At 63.3% G+C, this 20182-nt stretch carries 20 protein-coding genes; 11 read left to right on the top strand and 9 right to left on the bottom strand.

The annotated features are described in order from the left end of the window. Nucleotides 1-7 precede the first annotated feature (7 nt). The 8 genes from NKJ76_RS09620 (at nucleotide 8) to NKJ76_RS09655 (ending at nucleotide 9902) form a co-directional block, all read left to right on the top strand. Entirely contained in the window at nucleotides 8-658 is a 651-nt protein-coding gene (locus NKJ76_RS09620; RefSeq protein ID WP_023669556.1) for an RNA-binding protein, read from the top strand. After that, nucleotides 655-3219 (top strand): translation initiation factor IF-2, encoded by a 2565-nt coding sequence (gene infB, locus NKJ76_RS09625; protein ID WP_023669557.1) that lies wholly within the window; start codon nucleotides 655-657, stop codon nucleotides 3217-3219. Before NKJ76_RS09620 ends, infB begins: the two co-directional genes overlap by 4 nt. Before the next feature lie 161 nt (nucleotides 3220-3380). Then, nucleotides 3381-3800 (top strand): 30S ribosome-binding factor RbfA, encoded by a 420-nt coding sequence (gene rbfA / locus NKJ76_RS09630; protein WP_023692585.1) that lies wholly within the window; start codon nucleotides 3381-3383, stop codon nucleotides 3798-3800. Further along, nucleotides 3800-4771: a tRNA pseudouridine(55) synthase TruB gene (gene truB, locus NKJ76_RS09635; RefSeq protein ID WP_023692584.1), complete on the top strand. Its 972-nt coding sequence runs from the start codon at nucleotides 3800-3802 to the stop codon at nucleotides 4769-4771. Before rbfA ends, truB begins: the two co-directional genes overlap by 1 nt. Before the next feature lie 44 nt (nucleotides 4772-4815). Continuing rightward, a complete protein-coding gene (corA, locus tag NKJ76_RS09640; RefSeq protein WP_023692583.1) occupies nucleotides 4816-5910 on the top strand; it encodes a magnesium/cobalt transporter CorA in 1095 nt (364 codons plus the stop codon). A 198-nt stretch (nucleotides 5911-6108) separates the two neighbouring features. After that, the gene (gene rpsO, locus NKJ76_RS09645; protein WP_006202929.1) at nucleotides 6109-6378 is read left to right on the top strand and encodes a 30S ribosomal protein S15; all 270 of its coding nucleotides are present in this window, start codon (nucleotides 6109-6111) and stop codon (nucleotides 6376-6378) included. A 277-nt stretch (nucleotides 6379-6655) separates the two neighbouring features. Further along, nucleotides 6656-8803, top strand: coding sequence for a polyribonucleotide nucleotidyltransferase (gene pnp, locus NKJ76_RS09650; protein ID WP_023688738.1), 2148 nt, complete (start codon nucleotides 6656-6658; stop codon nucleotides 8801-8803). An 85-nt stretch (nucleotides 8804-8888) separates the two neighbouring features. Further along, complete coding sequence (locus NKJ76_RS09655) at nucleotides 8889-9902, top strand: class I SAM-dependent methyltransferase (RefSeq protein ID WP_352537291.1); 1014 nt, start codon at nucleotides 8889-8891, stop codon at nucleotides 9900-9902. A gap of 16 nt (nucleotides 9903-9918) precedes the next feature. Here NKJ76_RS09655 and NKJ76_RS09660 read toward each other — a convergent pair whose 3' ends face one another. From NKJ76_RS09660 to fabA, 4 genes are all read right to left on the bottom strand, one after another. After that, entirely contained in the window at nucleotides 9919-11472 is a 1554-nt protein-coding gene (locus NKJ76_RS09660; RefSeq protein WP_023688736.1) for a putative bifunctional diguanylate cyclase/phosphodiesterase, read from the bottom strand. 183 nt (nucleotides 11473-11655) lie between these two features. Next, nucleotides 11656-12468, bottom strand: coding sequence for an enoyl-ACP reductase FabI (fabI, locus tag NKJ76_RS09665; protein ID WP_023669564.1), 813 nt, complete (start codon nucleotides 12466-12468; stop codon nucleotides 11656-11658). A 33-nt stretch (nucleotides 12469-12501) separates the two neighbouring features. Beyond that, a complete protein-coding gene (gene fabB / locus NKJ76_RS09670; protein ID WP_352537292.1) occupies nucleotides 12502-13722 on the bottom strand; it encodes a beta-ketoacyl-ACP synthase I in 1221 nt (406 codons plus the stop codon). A 123-nt stretch (nucleotides 13723-13845) separates the two neighbouring features. Beyond that, nucleotides 13846-14361 (bottom strand): 3-hydroxyacyl-[acyl-carrier-protein] dehydratase FabA, encoded by a 516-nt coding sequence (fabA, locus tag NKJ76_RS09675; RefSeq protein WP_023738185.1) that lies wholly within the window; start codon nucleotides 14359-14361, stop codon nucleotides 13846-13848. 345 nt (nucleotides 14362-14706) lie between these two features. Between fabA and irrA the strand changes: the two genes are divergently transcribed. Together irrA and NKJ76_RS09685 are read left to right on the top strand one after the other, a co-directional pair. Next, nucleotides 14707-15138 (top strand): iron response transcriptional regulator IrrA, encoded by a 432-nt coding sequence (gene irrA / locus NKJ76_RS09680; protein WP_023688734.1) that lies wholly within the window; start codon nucleotides 14707-14709, stop codon nucleotides 15136-15138. A 10-nt stretch (nucleotides 15139-15148) separates the two neighbouring features. Next, nucleotides 15149-15508 carry a DUF4260 domain-containing protein gene (locus tag NKJ76_RS09685; protein WP_352537293.1) on the top strand — a complete coding sequence of 120 codons (360 nt, stop codon included), beginning with the start codon at nucleotides 15149-15151 and terminating at the stop codon, nucleotides 15506-15508. Between the two features lie 13 nt (nucleotides 15509-15521). Here the strand turns inward: NKJ76_RS09685 and NKJ76_RS09690 are convergent, their stop codons facing one another. Next, on the bottom strand, nucleotides 15522-16079 hold the full coding sequence (locus tag NKJ76_RS09690; protein WP_023669569.1) for an SH3 domain-containing protein: 558 nt from the start codon (nucleotides 16077-16079) through the stop codon (nucleotides 15522-15524). A 156-nt stretch (nucleotides 16080-16235) separates the two neighbouring features. Between NKJ76_RS09690 and NKJ76_RS09695 the strand changes: the two genes are divergently transcribed. Continuing rightward, entirely contained in the window at nucleotides 16236-17237 is a 1002-nt protein-coding gene (locus NKJ76_RS09695; RefSeq protein ID WP_352537294.1) for a 2-hydroxyacid dehydrogenase, read from the top strand. A 12-nt stretch (nucleotides 17238-17249) separates the two neighbouring features. Here NKJ76_RS09695 and NKJ76_RS09700 read toward each other — a convergent pair whose 3' ends face one another. From NKJ76_RS09700 to NKJ76_RS09715, 4 genes are read right to left on the bottom strand one after another with little or no spacing between them, the layout of a single operon-like run. Continuing rightward, nucleotides 17250-17663, bottom strand: coding sequence for an aconitase X swivel domain-containing protein (locus NKJ76_RS09700; protein ID WP_352537295.1), 414 nt, complete (start codon nucleotides 17661-17663; stop codon nucleotides 17250-17252). Beyond that, complete coding sequence (locus tag NKJ76_RS09705) at nucleotides 17660-18913, bottom strand: aconitase X (protein WP_352537296.1); 1254 nt, start codon at nucleotides 18911-18913, stop codon at nucleotides 17660-17662. The genes NKJ76_RS09700 and NKJ76_RS09705 overlap by 4 nt, the downstream gene beginning before the upstream one ends. Then, nucleotides 18910-19398: a GNAT family N-acetyltransferase gene (locus NKJ76_RS09710; RefSeq protein WP_352537297.1), complete on the bottom strand. Its 489-nt coding sequence runs from the start codon at nucleotides 19396-19398 to the stop codon at nucleotides 18910-18912. The genes NKJ76_RS09705 and NKJ76_RS09710 overlap by 4 nt, the downstream gene beginning before the upstream one ends. 4 nt (nucleotides 19399-19402) lie before the next feature. Continuing rightward, complete coding sequence (locus tag NKJ76_RS09715; protein WP_352537298.1) at nucleotides 19403-20158, bottom strand: molybdopterin-synthase adenylyltransferase MoeB; 756 nt, start codon at nucleotides 20156-20158, stop codon at nucleotides 19403-19405. Between the last annotated feature and the right edge of the window lie 24 nt (nucleotides 20159-20182).

Below are 20182 nucleotides of genomic sequence, written 5' to 3' on the forward strand. Positions count from 1 at the left end.
GGACGAGATGAACGATCGCACCTGCATCGTCACGCGCAAGCAAGCCGAGCCGGATGAGCTGATCCGTTTCGTCGTCGGCCCGGATTCGGCCGTCGTTCCTGACCTGAAGAGAAATCTGCCCGGCCGTGGTTGTTGGGTGAGCGCCGACCGCCTACATATCGACAAGGCGGCGGCGAAGAACCTGTTTGCCCGCGCCTTCAAGGCGCAGGTCGTCGTGCCGCCCGATCTCGGCGGCATGGTCGACGGACTGCTTGCACGATCCGCTTTGGGTATGCTTGGCCTTGCCCGCAAGGCTGGCTCGATCGCACTCGGCGCAACCAAGGTCGAGAGCGCGGTGCGCTCGGGGTTGGCGCTTTTCGTGCTCCACGCGACCGAGGCATCCGACGATGGCGTGCGCAAGATCAGTCAGGCGCGGCGGGCAACTGTCCACCTCGGCGGGCCGGCAGTCCTTGCCTACAAACTTTTCTCCGAGGCCGAGTTGAGCTTGGCATTGGGGGGTACAAATGTGATACATGCTGCCGTTCTCGCGGGAGACGCGGGCAAGGCGGTTGAGAGGCGCATGGTTGCGCTCGACCGATATCGGGGCGGAACCCCCGACGATCTGGCAATGCTTGCGGCCGTTGCTGACGAAGATGATGCTGCAGAGGATATGGAATGAGCGATACGAAATCGGGCGACGACAAGACGTTGAGTGTTACACCGAAGAAGACCTTGACGCTGAAGCGCCCCGGTACCGAGCAGAGCGTCGTGCGACAGAATTTCTCGCATGGCCGCACCAAGCAGGTCCAGGTCGAGATCAAGAAGCGCAAATTCTCCATGCCCGGCGACAAGCCGGAGCCGGTGGCTGCACCCGTATTTACGCCCAAGCCCGCGGTAGTGGCAGCCCCCGTCGTGCAGGAAGCGCCCAAGGCGCCGCCTCCGCCGCCGCCGGCCGAACGCGGCGGCATGGTGCTGAACGAACTGTCGCGCAATGAAATGGAAGCGCGCCGCAGGGCGCTCGAAGGCTCCAAGGTTCGCGACGTCGAGGACCGCCAACGCGCCATCGAAGAGGCCAAGCGCCGCAACGAGGATGAGGAACGCCGCAAGCGCGAGCGCGAGGAATCCGCGCGCCGTCAGGCCGAGGAAGAAGCCCGCCTGCAGACCGAGGCCGAGTCCCGCCGCCGCGCCGAGGAAGAAGCGCGCCGCCGCGCGCCGCAGGCTGCCGAGCTTGTGGCATCGGATGACGAGGAAGAGGTCAAGCCGAAGCGCACCGCCGCCGGCGCCCCGGTACGCCGTCCGGTTACGCCCGAAGTGGCGCGCCCGGCCAAGCCGACCAAGGCCGAGGAAGACCGTCGTCGCGGCAAGCTGACCCTCAACACGGCTCTTTCCGACGAGGACGCGCGCGCCCGCTCGCTGTCGTCGATGCGTCGCCGCCAGGAAAAATTCAAGCGCGCGATGCACAATGAGCCGCGCGAGAAGGTTATGCGCGAAGTGATCCTGCCTGAAACCATCACCATCCAGGAACTGGCGCAGCGCATGTCCGAGCGCGCTGTCGATGTGGTCAAGTACTTCATGAAGCAGGGCCAGATCCTGAAGCCGGGCGACATCATCGACGCCGACACGGCCGAGCTGGTCGCCACCGAATTCGGCCACACGGTCCGCCGCGTCGCCGAGTCCGACATCGAGGAAGGCCTGTTCAACATTGCCGACAATGCCGAGGACCTGGTGTCGCGGCCGCCTGTCGTGACCATCATGGGCCATGTCGACCACGGCAAGACCTCGCTGCTCGACGCCATCCGCAATGCCAATGTCGTCTCCGGCGAAGCCGGCGGCATCACCCAGCATATCGGCGCCTACCAGGTCGAGAAGAACGGTCAGAAGATCACCTTCATCGACACGCCCGGTCACGCCGCCTTCACGGCGATGCGCGCCCGCGGCGCTCAGGCGACCGACATCGCCATCCTGGTGGTGGCGGCCGACGACAGCGTCATGCCGCAGACCATCGAATCGATCAGCCATGCCAAGGCGGCCGGCGTTCCGATCATCGTGGCGATCAACAAGATCGACAAGCATGATGCCGATCCGCAGAAGGTGCGGTCGGAACTGCTGCGCCATGAGGTGTTCGTCGAATCGATGGGCGGTGAAGTGCTGGACGTCGAAGTGTCGGCGACCAAGGGCACCAACCTCGACAAGCTGCTCGAGGCGATCCTGCTGCAGGCCGAAATCCTCGACCTCAAGGCCAATCCGGACCGTACCGCCGAGGGCGTGGTCATCGAAGCCCAGCTCGACAAGGGCCGTGGCCCCGTCGCCACCGTACTGGTGCAGACCGGCACTTTGATGCCGGGCGACATCCTCGTCGCCGGCAATGAGTGGGGCCGGGTGCGCGCTCTGGTCAACGACCGTGGCGAGCAGATCAAGGAGGCGCCGCCGGCTATGCCGGTCGAGGTGCTCGGCCTGCAGGGCACGCCGCAAGCCGGCGACCGCTTCGCTGTCGTCAACAACGAGGCCCGCGCCCGCGAGATCACCGAATATCGCCAGCGTCTGGCGCGCGAGAAGGCAGTGGCTCGCCATGCCGGCCAGCGCGGCTCGCTCGAACAGATGATGTCGCAGCTGCAGACAAGCGGGTTGAAGGAATTCCCGCTGGTCATCAAGGGCGACGTGCAGGGTTCGATCGAGGCGATCAACGCCGCTCTCGACAAGCTTGGCACCGACGAGGTGCGTGCGCGCATCGTTCATGCCGGCGCCGGCGCCATCACCGAAAGCGACGTGTCGCTGGCGGAGACCTCGGGGGCCGCGATCATCGGCTTCAACGTCCGTGCCAACGTGCAGGCACGTGCGGCCGCGGCGGCCGCGGGCATCGAAATCCGCTACTACTCGATCATCTACAACCTCGTCGATGATGTGAAGGCAGCACTTTCCGGCCTGCTGTCGCCGGAACGCCGAGAGACCTTCATTGGCAATGCCGAGATCCTCGAGATCTTCGACATCACCAAGGTCGGCAAGATCGCCGGCTGCCGTGTCACCGAAGGCAAGGTCGAGCGTGGAGCGGGCGTGCGCCTGATCCGCGACAACGTCGTCATCCATGAAGGTACGCTGAAGACCCTCAAGCGCTTCAAGGATGAAGTCGCGGAAGTTCCGGGCGGCCAGGAGTGCGGCATGGCCTTCCAGAACTACGAGGACATGCGCGTCGGCGACATCATCGAGTGCTTCCGCGTCGAGATGGTGACCCGGACGCTCTGAGTTCGCATACTGTCGATACGACCGGGCGGTGGTCGAAAGACCGCCGCCCTAACATTAATGCCTGTCGCCCAAAAGTGCGGGATAAACGACATGCATAGAACAAATATGAGACATGGCGGCACGGTCCCATCCCGCGCCTCACGCTTTCCGGATTGAGAAAAATGCCCCGTCCAACCGCCTCCAGCCCATCCCAGCGCATGCTTCGCGTCGCCGAACAGGTGCGCCATGCGCTGTCGGAAACCTTGCAGCGCGGCGAGATTATCGACCCGCTGATCGAGAACACCGTGGTTTCGGTCTCGGAAGTGCGTATGTCCACTGATCTGAGGGTCGCAACGGCCTTCGTTTCGCCGCTCGGCGCCAAGGACACGGGTGCGGTCATCGACGCGCTCAACAAGCACGCGAAGTTCGTCCGTGGCCGCGTCTCCGGCGCGCTCCGCCAGATGAAGTTCATGCCGGAGTTCCGCTTCAAGCTCGATACGTCCTTCGACAATTTCGCCAGGATCAACGATTTGCTGAAATCGCCGGAAGTCGCGCGAGACTTGGGTACCGATGGCGAAGACAACGACAAGGACGAGAAATAGTGGGGCGCCGCGGCAAGAAGAAGGGCCGGCCGATCTCCGGCTGGGTGGTGCTGGACAAGCCGGTTGGCATGGGTTCGACCGAAGCCGTCTCCAAGATCAAATGGCTTTTCCAGGCCGAAAAGGCCGGCCATGCCGGCACGCTCGACCCGCTGGCCTCTGGCATGCTGCCGATCGCGCTGGGCGAGGCAACCAAGACCGTGCCTTATGTGCAGGACGGCGCCAAAATCTACCGGTTCACCGTCGCCTGGGGCGAGGAGCGTTCGACCGACGATCTCGAAGGCCCGGTGACGCAAAGTTCCGACCGCCGTCCGGCGGAAGAAGATGTCAGGGCGCTGCTGCCGAACTACACCGGCGTCATCATGCAGACACCGCCGCAATTCTCGGCCATCAAGATATCAGGCGAACGCGCCTACGATCTCGCCCGTGGGGGCGAGACAGTCGACATCCCCGCGCGCGAGATCGAGATCGGCCGTCTGGACATCGTCGAGCACGCTGCCGACCACACTTTGTTCGAGGTCGAATGCGGCAAAGGCACCTATGTGCGCTCGCTGGCCCGCGACATGGGCCGCGACCTCGGCTGCTTCGGCCACATCGCCGAATTGCGCAGGGTCGAGGTCGAGCCGTTCACCCAGGAGGATTTCGTCACCGTCGCCGAACTGGAAGCCGCCCGTTTCGGCGAACAGCGCGAAGCTGACAAAGAGGGCGACGCCGATGTTGCCGACGCGCCGATCGACTTTGGCGCAATCGATGCGCTGCTCGTCGACACGGCCGCCGCGCTCGACTGCCTGCCGCAGATTGCCATCAGCGACGAAGCGGCGACCAAGATCCGCCTTGGCAATCCCGTCATCATCCGCGGCCGCGACGCGCCCGTGGAAGCCGAGGAAGCCTGCGCCACCGCGCGCGGCAAGCTTGTCGCCATCGGCGCCATCGAGCAAGGCATGTTCAAGCCGAAGCGGGTCTTTGCCGGCTGACCACTCCCGTCTAGTTTTACGTCGACGTCACATCCGAGGGGCACATGGCAAAGGCTGAGGCGGTGAAGAAGCGGGCGCCGGTGACAACGCGCCGGCCGCCGGTTGGAGCCTCGCCCGGCACGCTGATCGCCGATCCGGCGGCGCGACGGTCCGAGCTGCGGCTGACGCTGATTTCGCCTGAAAAATTCAAGACCATCAACGATGCCAGCATCGACGATCTCAACACCCATTGCGACAACTGGCCGGTCGTCTGGTTGGACTGCACCGGTCTCGCCAACATCCAGCTGATCGAGGAGATCGGCCGGATCTTCAACCTGCATCCACTGGCTCTGGAAGATGTCGTCAACACCGGCCAGCGGCCGAAGGTCGACTTCTTCGAGGACCACGCCTTCGTCGTCATGCGCATGATCGACGACGTCAAGGTGCATCGCTATGAGCAGATCGCGGTGTTCTTCGGCAAGAAATTCGTCGTCACCTTCCAGGAGCGCGAAGGCGATCCGTTCGACCCCGTGCGCAAGCGCATCGCCGCAGCGTTGCCCAACCGCTTGCGGATGCGCGGCGCCGACTATCTGGCCTATGCGCTCATCGATTCCATCGTCGACAGCTATTTCCCGCCGATTGAGGCCGCTAGCGAGGAGGTCGATGGCATCGAGGACGAGATGCTCAACACGCCTCACAAGCATCAGATGCGCCAGCTGCACGAATTGCGGCGCGACGCCAATGTGCTCAAGGGCGTGCTGTGGCCGATGCGCGACACGCTGGCGACGCTGATCCGCAACGACGTGCCCTATGTGAAGCCGGAGACGAAAATCTTCTTCAACGACACGCTCGACCACGCATTGCGGCTGATCGAGCTGGTCGAGAACCAGCGTGATATGCTGACCGGCTTGATCGAAATGCATTTGTCGCTGAGCCAGGCGCGCACCAACGACGTCATCTCTTATCTCACCATCGTCTCGGTGATCTTCATGCCGCTAACCTTCCTGGTCGGTATCTGGGGGATGAATTTCGATCCCGATATCTCGCCGTGGAACATGCCGGAACTGAAAGCCTACTATGGCTACCCGGCTTCGCTGCTGTTCATGCTGGCCGTTGCTGTCGGGCTGATCGTCTTCTTCAAAAGCAAGAAGTGGCTGTAAGCTTCCGGTGTCAGGGGAATCCTGGATTCCCGAGCAAAGGCTGCGACAAGCCGGCTTTATGAATGGGCTGGTGTTTTCCGGGGAATTGCCCTATATGCGCCGCAGCATCGCGCCATGTCGCTTTGCTTGCACCGGCCCCTGCTGGACGACATCCCGGCTGAGGGCGACCCGTTTCCTCAAACAGATAAGGAAAACACGATGTCGATTACTGCCGAGCGCAAACAGGAATTGATGGGTGAATTCGCAACCGCCAAGGGCGATACCGGGTCTCCGGAAGTCCAGGTGGCCATCCTTTCCGAGCGCATCAAGAACCTGACCGACCACTTCAAGGACCACAAGAAGGATAACCATTCCCGCCGTGGTCTGCTCGCTCTCGTCTCCCAGCGCCGCAGCCTGCTTGATTATCTCAAGCGCAAGGATGACGCGCGCTATCAGACGTTGATCGAGAAGCTCGGTCTGCGCCGTTGACGAATTGACCGGCGGGCTTTCGAAGGAGAGCCCGCCGGTCGCGCATTCTGCCAGTCGCATCGATTGGCCAGACCCGGTTTCGAGCGTGCAGAGGCCACTCGAAACCGCCCATGGACGGTCATGGGGCAGGATTGCAGGACGCTCGTGCGCTAACCAGCGCCGAAATTTACCGAGCTTCCCGTTGTCTTGCCCGTGGCTGCCCGAGAAAGGAAGCCAGGGAAAGGGCATCCGCGCACCGTGAAACGGCGCGGCCCTTTCCGCTTATTAAGGACAAGATATGTTCAACTACCACAAAGTGGAAATCGAATGGGGCGGCCGTCCGCTCATCCTGGAAACCGGCAAGATCGCACGTCAGGCTGACGGCGCGGTGCTTGCGACCTACGGCGAAACTAAGGTTCTCGCCACCGTCGTTTCGATGAAGGAGCCGAAGCCAGGCCTCGATTTCTTCCCGCTGACCGTCAACTACCAGGAAAAGACCTACGCCGCCGGCAAGATCCCGGGCGGCTACTTCAAGCGCGAGGGACGTCCGAGCGAAAAGGAAACGCTGGTTTCCCGCCTGATCGACCGCCCGATCCGCCCGCTCTTCGCCGACGGCTACAAGAACGACACCCAGATCGTCGTCACCGTCGTCCAGCATGACCTCGAGAACGATCCCGATATCCTGTCGATCGTCGCCACCTCGGCCGCTTTGACGCTGTCGGGCGTTCCCTTCATGGGCCCGATCGGCGGCGCCCGCGTCGGCTACATCAACGGCGAATACGTGCTCAACCCGCATGTCGATGAGATGCAGGAATCCAGGCTGGACCTGATCGTCGCCGGCACCACCGACGCCGTGCTGATGGTCGAGTCCGAAGCCAAGGAACTCGGCGAAGAGCTGATGCTCGGCGCCGTCATGTTCGGCCACAGGGGCTTCCAGCCGGTCATCGACGCCATCATCAAGCTGGCCGAAGTTGCCGCCAAGGAGCCGCGCGATTTCACGGCGCCGGACTACTCCGCGCTTGAAGCCGAAATGCTGAAGATCGTCGGCGACGAGCTCAGCAATGCCTACAAGAACGTCGACAAGCAGAAGCGTTACGCCGCCGTCGACGCCGTCAAGGCGAAGGTCAAGGCAGCGTTCGCCCCGGCCGAAGGCGAAGACGCCAAGTACACCTCCGAGCAGATCGGTTCGGTGTTCAAGGAACTCCAGGCCAAGGTCGTGCGCTGGAACATCCTCGACACCGGTTCGCGCATCGATGGCCGTGACCTCAAGACTGTCCGCAAGATCGTCTCGGAAGTCGGCGTCCTGCCGCGCACGCACGGTTCGGCGCTGTTCACCCGCGGCGAGACCCAGGCGCTGGTCGTTGCCACGCTGGGTACCGGCGAGGACGAGCAGTATGTCGATTCGCTGACCGGCATGTACAAGGAGAAGTTCCTCCTTCACTACAACTTCCCTCCCTACTCCGTCGGCGAGACCGGCCGCATGGGTTCGCCGGGCCGCCGCGAAATCGGCCACGGCAAGCTCGCCTGGCGCGCTATCCGTCCGATGCTGCCGAGCGCGGACCAGTTCCCCTACACGCTGCGCGTCGTCTCGGAGATCACCGAGTCCAACGGTTCGTCGTCGATGGCCACCGTCTGCGGCACATCGCTGGCGCTGATGGATGCCGGCGTTCCGCTGGCCAAGCCGGTTGCTGGTATCGCGATGGGCCTGATCAAGGAAGGCGAGCGCTTCGCGGTTCTGTCCGACATCCTGGGTGACGAAGATCACCTCGGCGACATGGACTTCAAGGTTGCCGGTACCGAAGGCGGCATCACCTCGCTGCAGATGGACATCAAGATCGAGGGCATCACCGAGGAGATCATGAAGATCGCGCTGGACCAGGCCAAGGACGGCCGCCAGCATATCCTCAGCGAGATGGCGCATGCTCTGACCGGCGCCCGCCCCGAACTCGGTGAGTTCGCACCGCGCATCGAGGTTATGCACATCCCGACCGACAAGATCCGCGACGTGATCGGCTCCGGCGGCAAGGTTATCCGTGAGATCGTCGAGAAGACCGGCGCAAAGATCAACATCGAGGACGACGGCACGGTCAAGATCGCTTCGTCGAACGCCAAGGAGATCGAGGCGGCCAAGAAGTGGATCCATACCATCGTCGCCGAGCCGGAAGTCGGCGAAATCTACGAAGGCACGGTCGTCAAGACCGCCGACTTCGGGGCTTTCGTCAACTTCTTCGGTCCGCGTGACGGCCTCGTCCACATCTCGCAGCTTGCCAACGACCGGGTCGCCAAGACCTCGGACGTCGTCAAGGAAGGCGACAAGGTCTGGGTCAAGCTGATGGGCTTCGACGAGCGCGGCAAGGTCCGCCTGTCGATGAAGGTCGTCGACCAGGCCACCGGCAAGGAAATCGCCCGCGACAAGAAGGCCGAAGGCGAAGAAAACGCCGCCTGAGTGGTCTGACAATAGAGTTGAACGGGCGCGGCTTATGTCGCGCCCGTTTTCGTTTAATACCCGTCTACGACATGAGAATCGAAGAATGGCCGCTGAGCCGCTGAAGACACTGTTCCATCCCTTCGAGGCCGAGGGGTTCCCTCTGCCGCAAAAGGGCGAGCGTGTGTTGTTCCTGGGTGCGGAGCCCGGCTTCCGCTTGCCGGAAGGCTTCGAGGCAGAGCTCCATCTTGCACAGGGTTTCCGGCCGCATCTCCGAGCGCTGGAGCGTGCCGGTCACAAGGTAACGCCGCGCGCGGAAGGCGATGCATTCGATGCAGCGCTCGTGCTTGCCGGCCGCCATCGTGGGCTAAACGAGATGCGTATTGCCGAGGCGATCGAACGCGTCACGCCGGGCGGTCTGATCATTGTCGCCGGCGGTAAGGACGAAGGCATCGCCAGCCTGCGCAAGCGCATCGACGAGCTTGTTCCCATCGAAGGGCATCTGCCGAAATATCACGGCATCGCCTTCTGGCTTCGCCGTCCGGCCGATCTGGCGCCTGCGGAAAAACTGCGCGTCGCCAATCCCGCCTTGGTCGTAGAGGACCGCTTCCGTACCGCGCCTGGCATGTTCTCCTTCGACCGGATCGACGTCGGCTCGAAACTTCTGGTCGACAACCTGCCCAAAGACCTGCGCGGCAACATTGCTGATTTCTGCGCCGGCTGGGGTTATGTCGCCGCCGAGGTCGCGGCACGTTCATCCGGCATAACGGGGCTCGACCTTTACGAAGCGGATTTCGACGCGCTTGAGGCGGCCAAGGGCAATATCGGCCAGACAGGCTTCGAGCCCGGCTTCTTCTGGACCGATCTGCTGAGCGAGCCGGTCGAGCGGCGCTATGATGCCATCGTCATGAACCCGCCCTTCCATCGCAGCCGGGCGGCCGAGCCGGAAATCGGCGCCGGCATGATCCAGGCGGCGGGCAAGGCGCTGAAGCCGGGCGGGCGGCTGTTCATGGTGGCGAACCGTCAGCTGCCTTACGAACCGGTTCTGAAGGCTGTCTTCTCCAGCCATGCCGAACTCGCCCGCGACGGCATGTTCAAGGTTTTCTGCGCGCGCCGATAGGACGGTGCCGGTCGCCTCAATGCATGCTGACGATGCGCGCCGGCTCGTGGACGGGAATGGTCGGTCTGATATCGCCAGGCTTGATCTTGAGCGGCGCCGGCCTGCCGAACAGATAGCCCTGCACCATCTCGCAACCAGCTGCTCGCAAAAGCGTCGCCTGGTTCTCGGTCTCGACGCCTTCGGCGATGATGCCGACGCCGAGCGCCCGCGACAGGCCGACGATGGTAGAGACGACGGCGCCCGAATTGGAATCGGTGTCGATGCGGCTGACGAAGGAGCGGTCGATCTTCAGCTTGCCGAAGGCGAAGTCGATCAGGTAGCTGAGATTGGAATAGCCGGTGCCGAAATCGTCGACGGCCACCGAAATGCCCATGTCGGCAAGCTGCTGCAGGATGATGGCGGCGCGGTCGCGGTCCTGCATCATCGCCGTCTCGGTCACTTCGAGCTCCAGCCGCGACGGCTTGATGCCGGTGCTGGCCATCGTGTCGCGCACGATACCGACGAAATCCTTGGTCCTGAACTGGACCGGCGAGATGTTGACGGCAACGAAGCAGTCCTCGGGCAAATGACGGGCATCGCTGCAGGCCTTGTTCAGCACCCAATTGCCGATCGGGTGGATCATGCCGGTCTCTTCGGCGATCGGAATGAATTCCATCGGCGGGATCATGCCGCGTTCCGGGTGCTTCCAGCGGATCAGCGCCTCGTAGCCGACGACACGGCCGGTCGGCAGGTCGAGCTGCGGCTGGTAGTGAAGGTCGAAATCGCCACGGTCGAAGGCGATGTGCAGTTCGGATTCGATCCAGTGGCGGTAGTCGGCGACCTGGCCCATGTCGGAATGGAAGACCGACCAGTTGCCCACGCCGCCGGCGCGGGCATTCTGCAGCGCCAGGTTGGAGCGGCGCAGGATGAGGACCGGATCGACGCCATCCTTTGGCATCGCCACGATGCCGACCGACAGGCCGACCGACTGCAGGTGGGAATCGAGCTGGTACGGCTTCAGCATCTCCTCGATCATGGTTTCGACGGTGCTTTCCATGGACCTTTGGAGTTGGTGTTCCCAGACAAGGATAGCGAACTCGCCGGCGCCGATGCGCCCCATCACCGCGCCTTCGGGCATGCAGGCCTTCAACCGCTTGGTGAAGCCGCGGATCAGTTCGTCGCCATGGCTGTAGCCGATGGCGTCGTTGATCTGCTTGAAGCGGTCGATGTCGATGTCGATGAGGAACACCGGCTCACCGGTCCTGATCGTCGCGGACGCCGCGTCGGCAATCCTGCCGACCATCGCCGGCCGCGCAAAAAGCCCGGTCAGCTTGTCGAAATGGGTTTCGTTGAAAACGTAGTCCACCGATTCATCGACGCCGGCGAAGAAGGACAAGGCAGCACCGGCGGCGGCCAGCGCGCATAGCGCCGACGCGATGCCGATCATGGTTTCCGCCTGCATGCCGGCAAAGCCGTCCCCGAAACCATGCCGGAGGCCCCAAAGCCCAAGGATGAAACTGCCAAGGCCCGAACTGGCGACGGTGAGCAGCCGGAACACAGGTGTTCGCTTCGGGTTGCTGACAGCAGGCATTGCTCAGTCCCTGTCGCATGATCCCGAAATCAACTCGACTTCGGGAAATATCAAGCGCAAATTCATAAAGGCTAAAGCATCCTTTGCGCCCAGCAAGAACGCGCAGAGCCCAAGCCCATAGGACTTCTAGCGGATATCTCCTTAAAATGAGTTTCCGCCCATGCATCTAATTTTACTGGTGAATTAATCGCGTACGCTGTCGGTCTGCTTCAACTCATCCAGGGTTGGCATCGACACGATGTGATAGCCGGAATCCACATAATGGATTTCGCCGGTGACGCCTGACGAGAGGTCGGACAAAAGATAGAGCGCCGAGCCGCCGACCTCGTCGATGGTCACCGTGCGGCGCAGCGGCGAGTTGCGCTGCTGGTAGGAGTACATGTGGCGGGCGTCCGAGATTCCGGCGCCGGCCAAAGTACGCACCGGTCCCGCCGATATGCCGTTCACCCGGATGCCGCGCGGGCCATAGTCGTTGGCGAGATAGCGCACGCTGGCTTCCAGTCCGGCCTTGGCGACGCCCATGACGTTGTAGTTCGGCATGACGCGGACAGAGCCGGCATAGGTCAGCGTGATCATCGCGCCGCCTTCGCTCATCAGCGGGGCGGCATGGCGGGCGACCTCGGTGAAGGAGTAGCAGGAGATGACCATGGTGCGGACGAAATTGTCGCGGCTGGTGTCGGCGTAGAGCCCTTTGAGCTCGTTCTTGTCGGAAAAGCCGATGGCGTGGACGACGAAGTCGAGCCCGCCCCATTCCTTGCCGAGCGTCTCGAAGGTGGCGGCGACCGATGCGCTGTCCTCGACGTCACAGGGCACCACCAGAGACGCGCCAAGCTTCTCGGCAAGCGGCTTGACGCGGCGCCCGAAGGCGTCGCCCTGATAGGTGAAGGCAAGCTCCGCCCCGTGTTCGGACAATTTCCTGGCGATGCCCCAGGCGATCGAATGATCGTTGGCGACGCCCATGACAAGCCCGCGCTTGCCCTTCATCAGTCCGTCCATGGCCGGCAATCCCCCTACAAAAAAACGCTGGCCTTATGCGGAATAGCGCTGGAAAATCAGCGTTGCGTTGGTGCCACCGAAGCCGAACGAGTTGGACAAAACCGTGTCGATCCTGGCGTCGTCGATGCGCTTGCGCACGATCGGCATGCCCTCGAATTCGGGATCGAGGTTTTCGATATGGGCGCTCTCGCCGATGAAGCCGCCTTGCATCATCAGGATCGAGTAGATCGATTCCTGTACGCCGGCGGCACCCAGCGAATGGCCGGTCAGCGACTTGGTCGAGGTGATGAACGGCATCTTCTCGCCGAACACCTCTCGGATGGCGCCCATTTCCCGGGAATCGCCGACCGGCGTCGAGGTGCCGTGGGTGTTGATGTAGTCGACCGGCGTGGACACCGTCGCCAGAGCCTGGCGCATGCAGCGCACCGCGCCTTCGCCCGACGGCGCCACCATGTCGTAACCGTCCGACGTCGCGCCATAGCCGACGATCTCAGCGTAGATCTTGGCCCCGCGCGCCTTGGCGTGTTCGAGCTCCTCCAGGATGAGGACGCCCGCGCCACCCGCGATGACGAAGCCATCGCGATTGGCGTCATACGCGCGTGACGCTGTTGACGCCTTGTCGTTATACTTCGACGACATCGCCCCCATGGCATCGAACAGGTCCGACATCGTCCAGTCGAGGTCCTCATGGCCGCCGGCAAACATCACATCCTGCTTGCCCCACTGGATCAGTTCGTAGGCGTTGCCGATGCAATGCGCCGAGGTCGAGCAGGCCGACGAGATCGAATAGTTGACGCCGTGGATCTTGAACCAGGTGGCGAGCGTCGCCGACGCGGTCGACGACATCGCCTTCGGCACCGCGAACGGACCGATGCGCTTGGGGCTGTTGTTCTTGAGCGTGGTCTCGGCCGCCTCGACGATGGTGCGGGTCGAGGGGCCACCCGAGCCCATGACGATGCCGGTGCGCTCATTGGTGATGTCGCTTTCGCCAAGCCCGGCGTCGGCGATCGCCTGGTCCATCGCGACATGGTTCCAGCCCGCGCCCTGGCTCAGGAAGCGCATGGCGCGCCGGTCGATCATAGGGGTCGGGTCGAGCGTCGGCGCACCCCAGACCTGGCAGCGGAAGCCGTGTTCGGCGAAGGAATCTGAGAAGCTGATGCCTGATTTGGCATCATGGAGCGAGGATTGCACCTCGTTGGCGTTGTTGCCGATCGACGATACGATGCCGAGGCCTGTGACGACGACCCTTCTCATTCGCAACTCCTTCCAGCGGATGATCCCGAAACCCTAGTCGGTTTTCGCCGGCGATCATACGCAAAATCAAAATGCCGCAGCGGCGTTGCGTCTCGGAAGAACGCGCCGCTGCAGTGGCGCCGGTCAGGCGGCCGATTGCTTGGACAGCCCCACCTTGAGGTCCGTCGCAGCGTATATGGGTTCGCCGTCGGCCTTAAGCCAGCCATCGGCGATACCGAGCACCAGGCGTCCACGCATGACGCGCTTGAAATCGATGCCGTATTCCACCTTCTTGACCGAAGGCGTCACCATGCCCTTGAACTTGACCTCGCCGGTCGACAGCGCCATGCCCTTGCCCGGCTCGCCGAGCCAGCCGAGGTAAAAACCCGTCAATTGCCACATGGCGTCAAGGCCCAGGCACCCCGGCATGATCGGATTGCCGATGAAATGGCAGGCGAAGAACCACAGGTCCGGCTTGATGTCGAATTCGGCACGGATGAAGCCCTTGTCGTAGGCGCCGCCGGTCTCGCTGATCTCGGTGATGCGGTCGAACATCAGCATGGGCGGGTAGGGTAGCTGGGCGTTGCCGGGCCCGAACAGCTCGCCGCGGGCGCAGGCGAGCAATTCCTCATAACCGTAGCTGGATTTCGAACCCGCCATATGTCTCGTCCCCATAATCGTCCCGGGCGGTGGGGCGCCCTTGTCGTTGGTTTCCTAACACAATCCCATTCGGGCCGGAAACCGGCGTTTGCGCTTAACCCGCCCGTCTGCCCGGGTCAATGCGCGCTCTCGCATCGGCCTGGAAATCGATTCCGATTTCCAGAAAGCACGATGCTACGCCAAAAGTGATAGAGCGCATTTGGTGCGTCCAACTGGCCGCACGTCGCTCTATTGATCGTATTCCGCCAACAGAATATATGTCGGGAGGTATCCAGTTTCGGTTGATGACGTTTTTTCGCCACTCTGGGCGTGTCTTGAGGCAGAACTGTGGGCTTGGACGGATAGATGGATCTGGGCTGCCGGAAGGAAAATGTCGCTGTGGACAAGCGGGTTCGCGAAGCCGGCCTCAGGCCGACACGCCAACGCATTGCGCTGGCCGATCTGCTGTTTGCCAAGGGCGACCGCCACCTTTCGGCCGAGGAACTGCATGAAGAGGCGGTCGCCGCCGGCGTGCCGGTCTCGCTCGCCACCGTCTACAACGCGCTTCACCAGTTCACCCAGGCCGGCCTGCTGCGCATCCTGGCAGTCGAGGGGTCCAAGACCTATTTCGACACCAACACCTCCGATCACCATCATTTTTACATCGAAGGCGAAAACAGGATCTTCGATATAGAAAGCGGTCCGGTGACCGTCTCCAACCTGCCGGAGCCACCCGCAGGCATGGAGATCGCCAATGTCGACATCGTGGTGAGGCTGCGCCCGAAGCGCAGCGTTTAAGCCCCAACCCGTGAAACCTGTCGATTTTGCAATCCGGCTCGAATGGGTTGCGGTCGCGGTCGTGGCTATAGTCGCCTATGCCGCGTCAGGCGTTTCCTGGTGGCTGTTCGCCCTGCTTATTCTGGCGCCCGACCTGGCGATGCTGGGCTATCTCGCCGGGGCACGGATCGGCGCTGTCGCTTACAACGCGTTGCACATATTGATCGTCCCGCTGTTGCTGGCCCTCGCCGGATATGTTCTGGCCAATTCGACGGCGACCGCGATTGGTCTGATCTGGATCATCCACATCGCCGTCGACCGCGCGCTCGGCTACGGTCTCAAACTGTCGACCGGTTTTCAGGACACCCATCTCGGCCGTATCGGCCGTTAGGCCTCCAGCAATTTCAATTCTTGACGTGCTCGCCGGGATAGGCGCCCCACACCTGCGACTGGGCGATCCAGCCGGTGTGGCCGTCGAAGGTCATTTCGCACCACTGGCCATCGCAGGTTTTGATCGTGCCCGTAACGCCCGGCTCGATGATGGCGATGACGCTGGCGTCCTTATCGGCATCGTCGAGCAGATTGATTCGGCCACCTTTGGTGCGTTGCCAAGGGGCGACGATCGCGGTCCGTCGGCCCGACAGCAGCGACTGGTTGATCCAACCCTCCGAGCCATCGGCATCGCGCACCCGCCGCCAGGTATCGAATTCCTGGATGATTTCCATCGGCAGGCCGGCCTTTGTGTACATCCAGTCGACGGAATAGTTGGCGCCGGGGCCAACGCGCGAGTTGACGCGAGCCGATTTCAGGCTGACGAAACGCGGCAGCGGCAGGCCGCTCGGCCCGAGCGTGACCGTCTGCACAGGTGCGGCGGCACCTTGCGCCGCGGCTTGCGGGGAATGCAGGAGAGCGCCGAGAAGCGCTGCGCTGAGGATCAGGCGAAGCGACGCGAAACCAGACACTTTCATTCCTTTCGGCGCGTGCCCTTTGGTCCGGGCGCCCCTTTTTCTTTGTCTTCGGCGGCACCGCTTGTTACAGGAGTGGCAGGCACCGCGACCGGTATTCAGTTTCGCCTGTCTTGGTTAAAGAGGTCTCAACGAGATCGGGTTCGAGGAACAATGGCAGGCAAAAAACGGCCTCTCGTCGTCATCACGCGCAAGCTGCCCGATCCGGTCGAGACCCGCATGCGCGAACTCTTCGACGCCAGGCTGATTGTCGAGGACCGCCCGATGACGCAGCCGGAGCTGGTCGCGGCGATCAAGGAAGCCGATGTGCTGGTGCCGACCATCACCGACCAGATCGATGCGGCGCTGATTGCCCAGGCCGGCGACAATCTCAAGCTGATCGCCAATTTCGGCAATGGCGTCGACAAGATCGACGTCGCTGCGGCGGCCAAGAAAGGCATTACCGTCACCAACACGCCGAACGTGCTGACCGAGGATACGGCCGACATGACCATGGCGCTGATGCTGGCCGGCCCGCGGCGGCTGGCCGAAGGCGCCAATGTGCTCACCAGCGACAAGAAATGGGCCGGTTGGTCGCCGACCTGGATGCTCGGCCGGCGCATCTGGGGCAAGCGCCTCGGCATTGTCGGCATGGGCCGCATCGGCACCGCTGTTGCCAGGCGCGCAAAGGCTTTCGGCCTGTCCATCCACTACCATAACCGCCATCGCGTGCTGCCGGCGGTCGAGGAAGGGCTGGAGGCGACCTATTGGGAAAGCCTCGACCAGATGCTTGCCCGCATGGACATCATCTCGGTCAATTGCCCGTCGACGCCGGCGACCTTTCATCTGCTTTCGGCGCGGCGCCTGGCTCTGCTTCAGCCCACCGCCTATGTGGTCAACACCGCGCGCGGCGACATTATCGACGAGGAAGCGCTGGTCAAGCTTATCCAGGACGGCAAGATCGCCGGTGCCGGCCTCGACGTCTACGAGCACGAACCGGCGCTGAACTCGAAACTGCTGAAGCTTGCCGCCAAGAACAAGGTCGTGCTTTTGCCGCATATGGGCTCGGCGACGATCGAGGGCCGCATCGACATGGGCGAGAAGGTGATCATCAACATCCGCGCCTTCTTCGACGGCCACCGACCGCCGGACCGCGTGCTGCCGCTACGGACTTGAAGCGGGCCGCGTTCAGGCTGCGGTTGTGAGGGCCCCATCCGCCGCGGCACTCACACGCTTGCCGCGATAGGCCTCAAAAGCGTCGCGCCTGAGCCTGAGCGCTACCGGCGTCCGCCAGCCCATTTCCCTGGCCACAATCAAGCCAAGCAGCAGGATCGCGTCCGGCTCGTGCAGCACGAGTGCCGTCGGCGCATGGCCATTGTGGACGAGTTCCATCAGCACGGCTGACGCTGAGGACGAGCCGATCGTGCCGGGCAGGAACAGCACACGCCCGGAAATGGTCTCGCCATGCTGCGGGTGACGGACATCGGCGATGCGGCCGCTCTTCGGGTCGACGCCGCCCCAGAAGCTGATCGGCGCCGTCAGCACCAAGGCCAGCCCTTCGCCTCCGCTGCCCGGCACCAGTATGTCGGCTGCAGCATTCATGCGGCGATATCCGTAAACCTCGGCTTACCGGCAACCGCGCTTTCCACGCAGTCGGCCAGCGAGCCGTAAAGCACGGCGTAACCGGTATTGCCCGGCGCGTAGTGCGCGAATTTTCCCGAATTGGTCATCAGCACGCCGCCGGCCAGATCCGGCAGGATCGGCGTCACCACCACGCAGGTGTCGGCGACGATGATGACGCCGCTGGCTTCGAGCATCTTGCGCTTGCCGTTCTGCTCCAGCCTGGTGAGCACGTGGCGGCCGGTGCAGGCGTAAATCGGCACGCTGAGCCGCCGCCCGCCAATCAGCCGCTCAAGTGCATCGAATTCGGCCAAAGACAGATGCGGACTGCCGATCGCCACGGCATCGATGGCGGTCTGCGTGGCTGCGGTGGACAGGCCGGCGCGGGCCTTCATGGCCATCTCCGGCGTTACGCGGATCATCGTTTCCGGCCTGCCGCCCACCAGGATGGTCTCGGCGTCGGGCGCCTCGGGCGTCACGCCGGCAATGTGGAACAGGCCGACGGCGCCCGACGATGCCGCCGCCGCGCCGAAGGCCTTCAGCGCATCCTCGCCGGGATGGCTGAATATGCCGGTGACGACGCCGATCGCATTGCCGACCTCACGGCCGTAGAGGTTGCCCAGCACCGGCCAGGCGATCTCGGAGCCAAGGAACGAGGCGGATAGGCCGGACACATCGAACAACAGCCGTGCCTGCCGGTTCTCGGGGCGATGCAGGCCGTAATCCGGCGCGCGGCCCGATATGGCGCAGGCGATGTCGAGGAAGTCGCCATAGCGGTTGGTGCGTGCCCCCAGAACCGAATTGCAGAACACCACCGCGTTGGATTCACCCCAGGCGACATCGCTGCCAAGCGCCGGCCTGTGGCCGGCCTGATAGGGCGCGCAGGTCCAGCTCTGCTCGCAGCCCAGTTTGCGGTAGGCCTCCATCATTCGTCGCGCCATGCCGCGCGCCGGCTCTTCGAGGCGCACGCGCGAGCAGCCCATCAGGTCGAGCGCGCCGACATTGAGCGTCGAGCGCACCGCGACCCTGGCGCCGCTATCGACCAGCCTTTCGGCAAACAGCGTGCCGGAATCGCCGTGATAGAGCGCGCCGTCTATATGCGTCGAGGCGATCGGGATAAGTCGCGGCGCGCCGAGCAGCGCAGCGCTTTCGGCAACGATGCGCATCGCCATCGCCGCCCCGTCATGGCCGGAGGCGATTGTCTGCTCCTGTGCGCTGAGGGCGAGGCTCACGCGAACTCCTTGCGCATGGTCATCGAGGTCGGCCGGTCATAACCGTCATGCGCCGTGCGCGCGGTTTCGCGGAAGCCGAGACGCGCAAAGGTTGCGTGATTTGCCGTGAGCTCGACCCGCGTCTGCAGTTCGATGGCGGGTTTGTTGCGGTTGCGGGCAAGATCCTCGACAGCCTGCATCAATCGTCTGCCGATGCCTCGGCCCTGAAGCCCGAGTTCGACGGCGAGCTTGCCGACATAGAAATCATCGGGTCTCTCCAGCGCAAAAACGCAGCCTGCGATCTGGCCGCCCTGCAGAGCCACGAACACCGTTTCCCGCCCAGCCTTGTCCCTCAGGCTTTCGACGCTCAGCAGATGCGCAGAGGAGGGCGGATCGATGACGCCGTCCATCGGCGCAAAGGAATGCATGATTAGGCTGAGCAGTTCATCCCAGCGCTCGAAATCGGAGGCGAGCTGCGTAACAAGGACGCTGGTGGACTGATCCATAAGCTCAGTTTCTCTTGTAGCGGATCGTGTCGAAGCGCGCCGACAGCGCATCGTAGAGCAGCAGCCGGCCGACCAGCGGTTCGCCGATGCCGGTGATCAGCTTGATGGCTTCCATTGCCTGCAAGGTGCCGACGACGCCGGTCAGCGCACCGACGACCCCGGCCACGGCGCAGGACGGCACCAGCCCCTCTGGCGGCGCTTCGGGAAAGAGGTCGCGATATCCAGGGTTCGGTCTGCCGTCGGCGCCGGTGCCGAACGGCATCAACACCGTCACCGAGCCGTCGAAGCGGCCGACGGCGGCATGCACGAGCGGCCGCTTTTCCGCCGCGCAGGCATCAGCCACCACATAGCGCGTCTCGAAATTGTCGGAGCCGTCGACGACCACGTCGTAGCGCGTGACGAGGACGGCAGCATTGTCGGCCGTCAGCCTGAAATCGTGCAATTCCACCGCGACATGGGGATTGATCCGGGCGATCGCTGCTTTTGCGCTCTCGGTCTTCGCCGTACCGACCGTATCGGTGGCGTGGATCACTTGCCGCTGCAGATTGGATAGCGAGACAATGTCGTCATCAACGATGCCAAGCGTGCCGACGCCCGCGGCAGCGAGATATTCCAGCACCGGCGCGCCGAGCCCGCCGGCGCCGATGACCAGTACCCGGGCCCGCTTCAGCCTCTGCTGGCCGGCGCCGCCGATCTCGGGCAGCACGATGTGGCGGGCATAGCGTTCGAGTTCTTCGTCGGTGAGGGCGGCAGGGGTCATTGCCCGACCATATAGCGGAGCAAA

Source organism: Mesorhizobium sp. M0029 (genome assembly GCF_040323735.1).
In the GTDB taxonomy this organism is placed as follows: Bacteria; Pseudomonadota; Alphaproteobacteria; order Rhizobiales; family Rhizobiaceae; genus Mesorhizobium.

Coding starts and splice junctions, on each gene's coding strand:
- NKJ76_RS09620 (WP_023669556.1), top strand. CDS start 8: ATGAACGATCGCACCTGCATCGTCACGCGCAAGCAAGCCGAGCCGGAT.
- infB (WP_023669557.1), top strand. CDS start 655: ATGAGCGATACGAAATCGGGCGACGACAAGACGTTGAGTGTTACACCG.
- rbfA (WP_023692585.1), top strand. CDS start 3,381: ATGCCCCGTCCAACCGCCTCCAGCCCATCCCAGCGCATGCTTCGCGTC.
- corA (WP_023692583.1), top strand. CDS start 4,816: ATGGCAAAGGCTGAGGCGGTGAAGAAGCGGGCGCCGGTGACAACGCGC.
- rpsO (WP_006202929.1), top strand. CDS start 6,109: ATGTCGATTACTGCCGAGCGCAAACAGGAATTGATGGGTGAATTCGCA.
- pnp (WP_023688738.1), top strand. CDS start 6,656: ATGTTCAACTACCACAAAGTGGAAATCGAATGGGGCGGCCGTCCGCTC.
- NKJ76_RS09655 (WP_352537291.1), top strand. CDS start 8,889: ATGGCCGCTGAGCCGCTGAAGACACTGTTCCATCCCTTCGAGGCCGAG.
- NKJ76_RS09660 (WP_023688736.1), bottom strand. CDS start 11,472: ATGCCTGCTGTCAGCAACCCGAAGCGAACACCTGTGTTCCGGCTGCTC.
- fabI (WP_023669564.1), bottom strand. CDS start 12,468: ATGGACGGACTGATGAAGGGCAAGCGCGGGCTTGTCATGGGCGTCGCC.
- fabB (WP_352537292.1), bottom strand. CDS start 13,722: ATGAGAAGGGTCGTCGTCACAGGCCTCGGCATCGTATCGTCGATCGGC.
- fabA (WP_023738185.1), bottom strand. CDS start 14,361: ATGGCGGGTTCGAAATCCAGCTACGGTTATGAGGAATTGCTCGCCTGC.
- irrA (WP_023688734.1), top strand. CDS start 14,707: ATGGATCTGGGCTGCCGGAAGGAAAATGTCGCTGTGGACAAGCGGGTT.
- NKJ76_RS09695 (WP_352537294.1), top strand. CDS start 16,236: ATGGCAGGCAAAAAACGGCCTCTCGTCGTCATCACGCGCAAGCTGCCC.
- NKJ76_RS09700 (WP_352537295.1), bottom strand. CDS start 17,663: ATGAATGCTGCAGCCGACATACTGGTGCCGGGCAGCGGAGGCGAAGGG.
- NKJ76_RS09710 (WP_352537297.1), bottom strand. CDS start 19,398: ATGGATCAGTCCACCAGCGTCCTTGTTACGCAGCTCGCCTCCGATTTC.
- NKJ76_RS09715 (WP_352537298.1), bottom strand. CDS start 20,158: ATGACCCCTGCCGCCCTCACCGACGAAGAACTCGAACGCTATGCCCGC.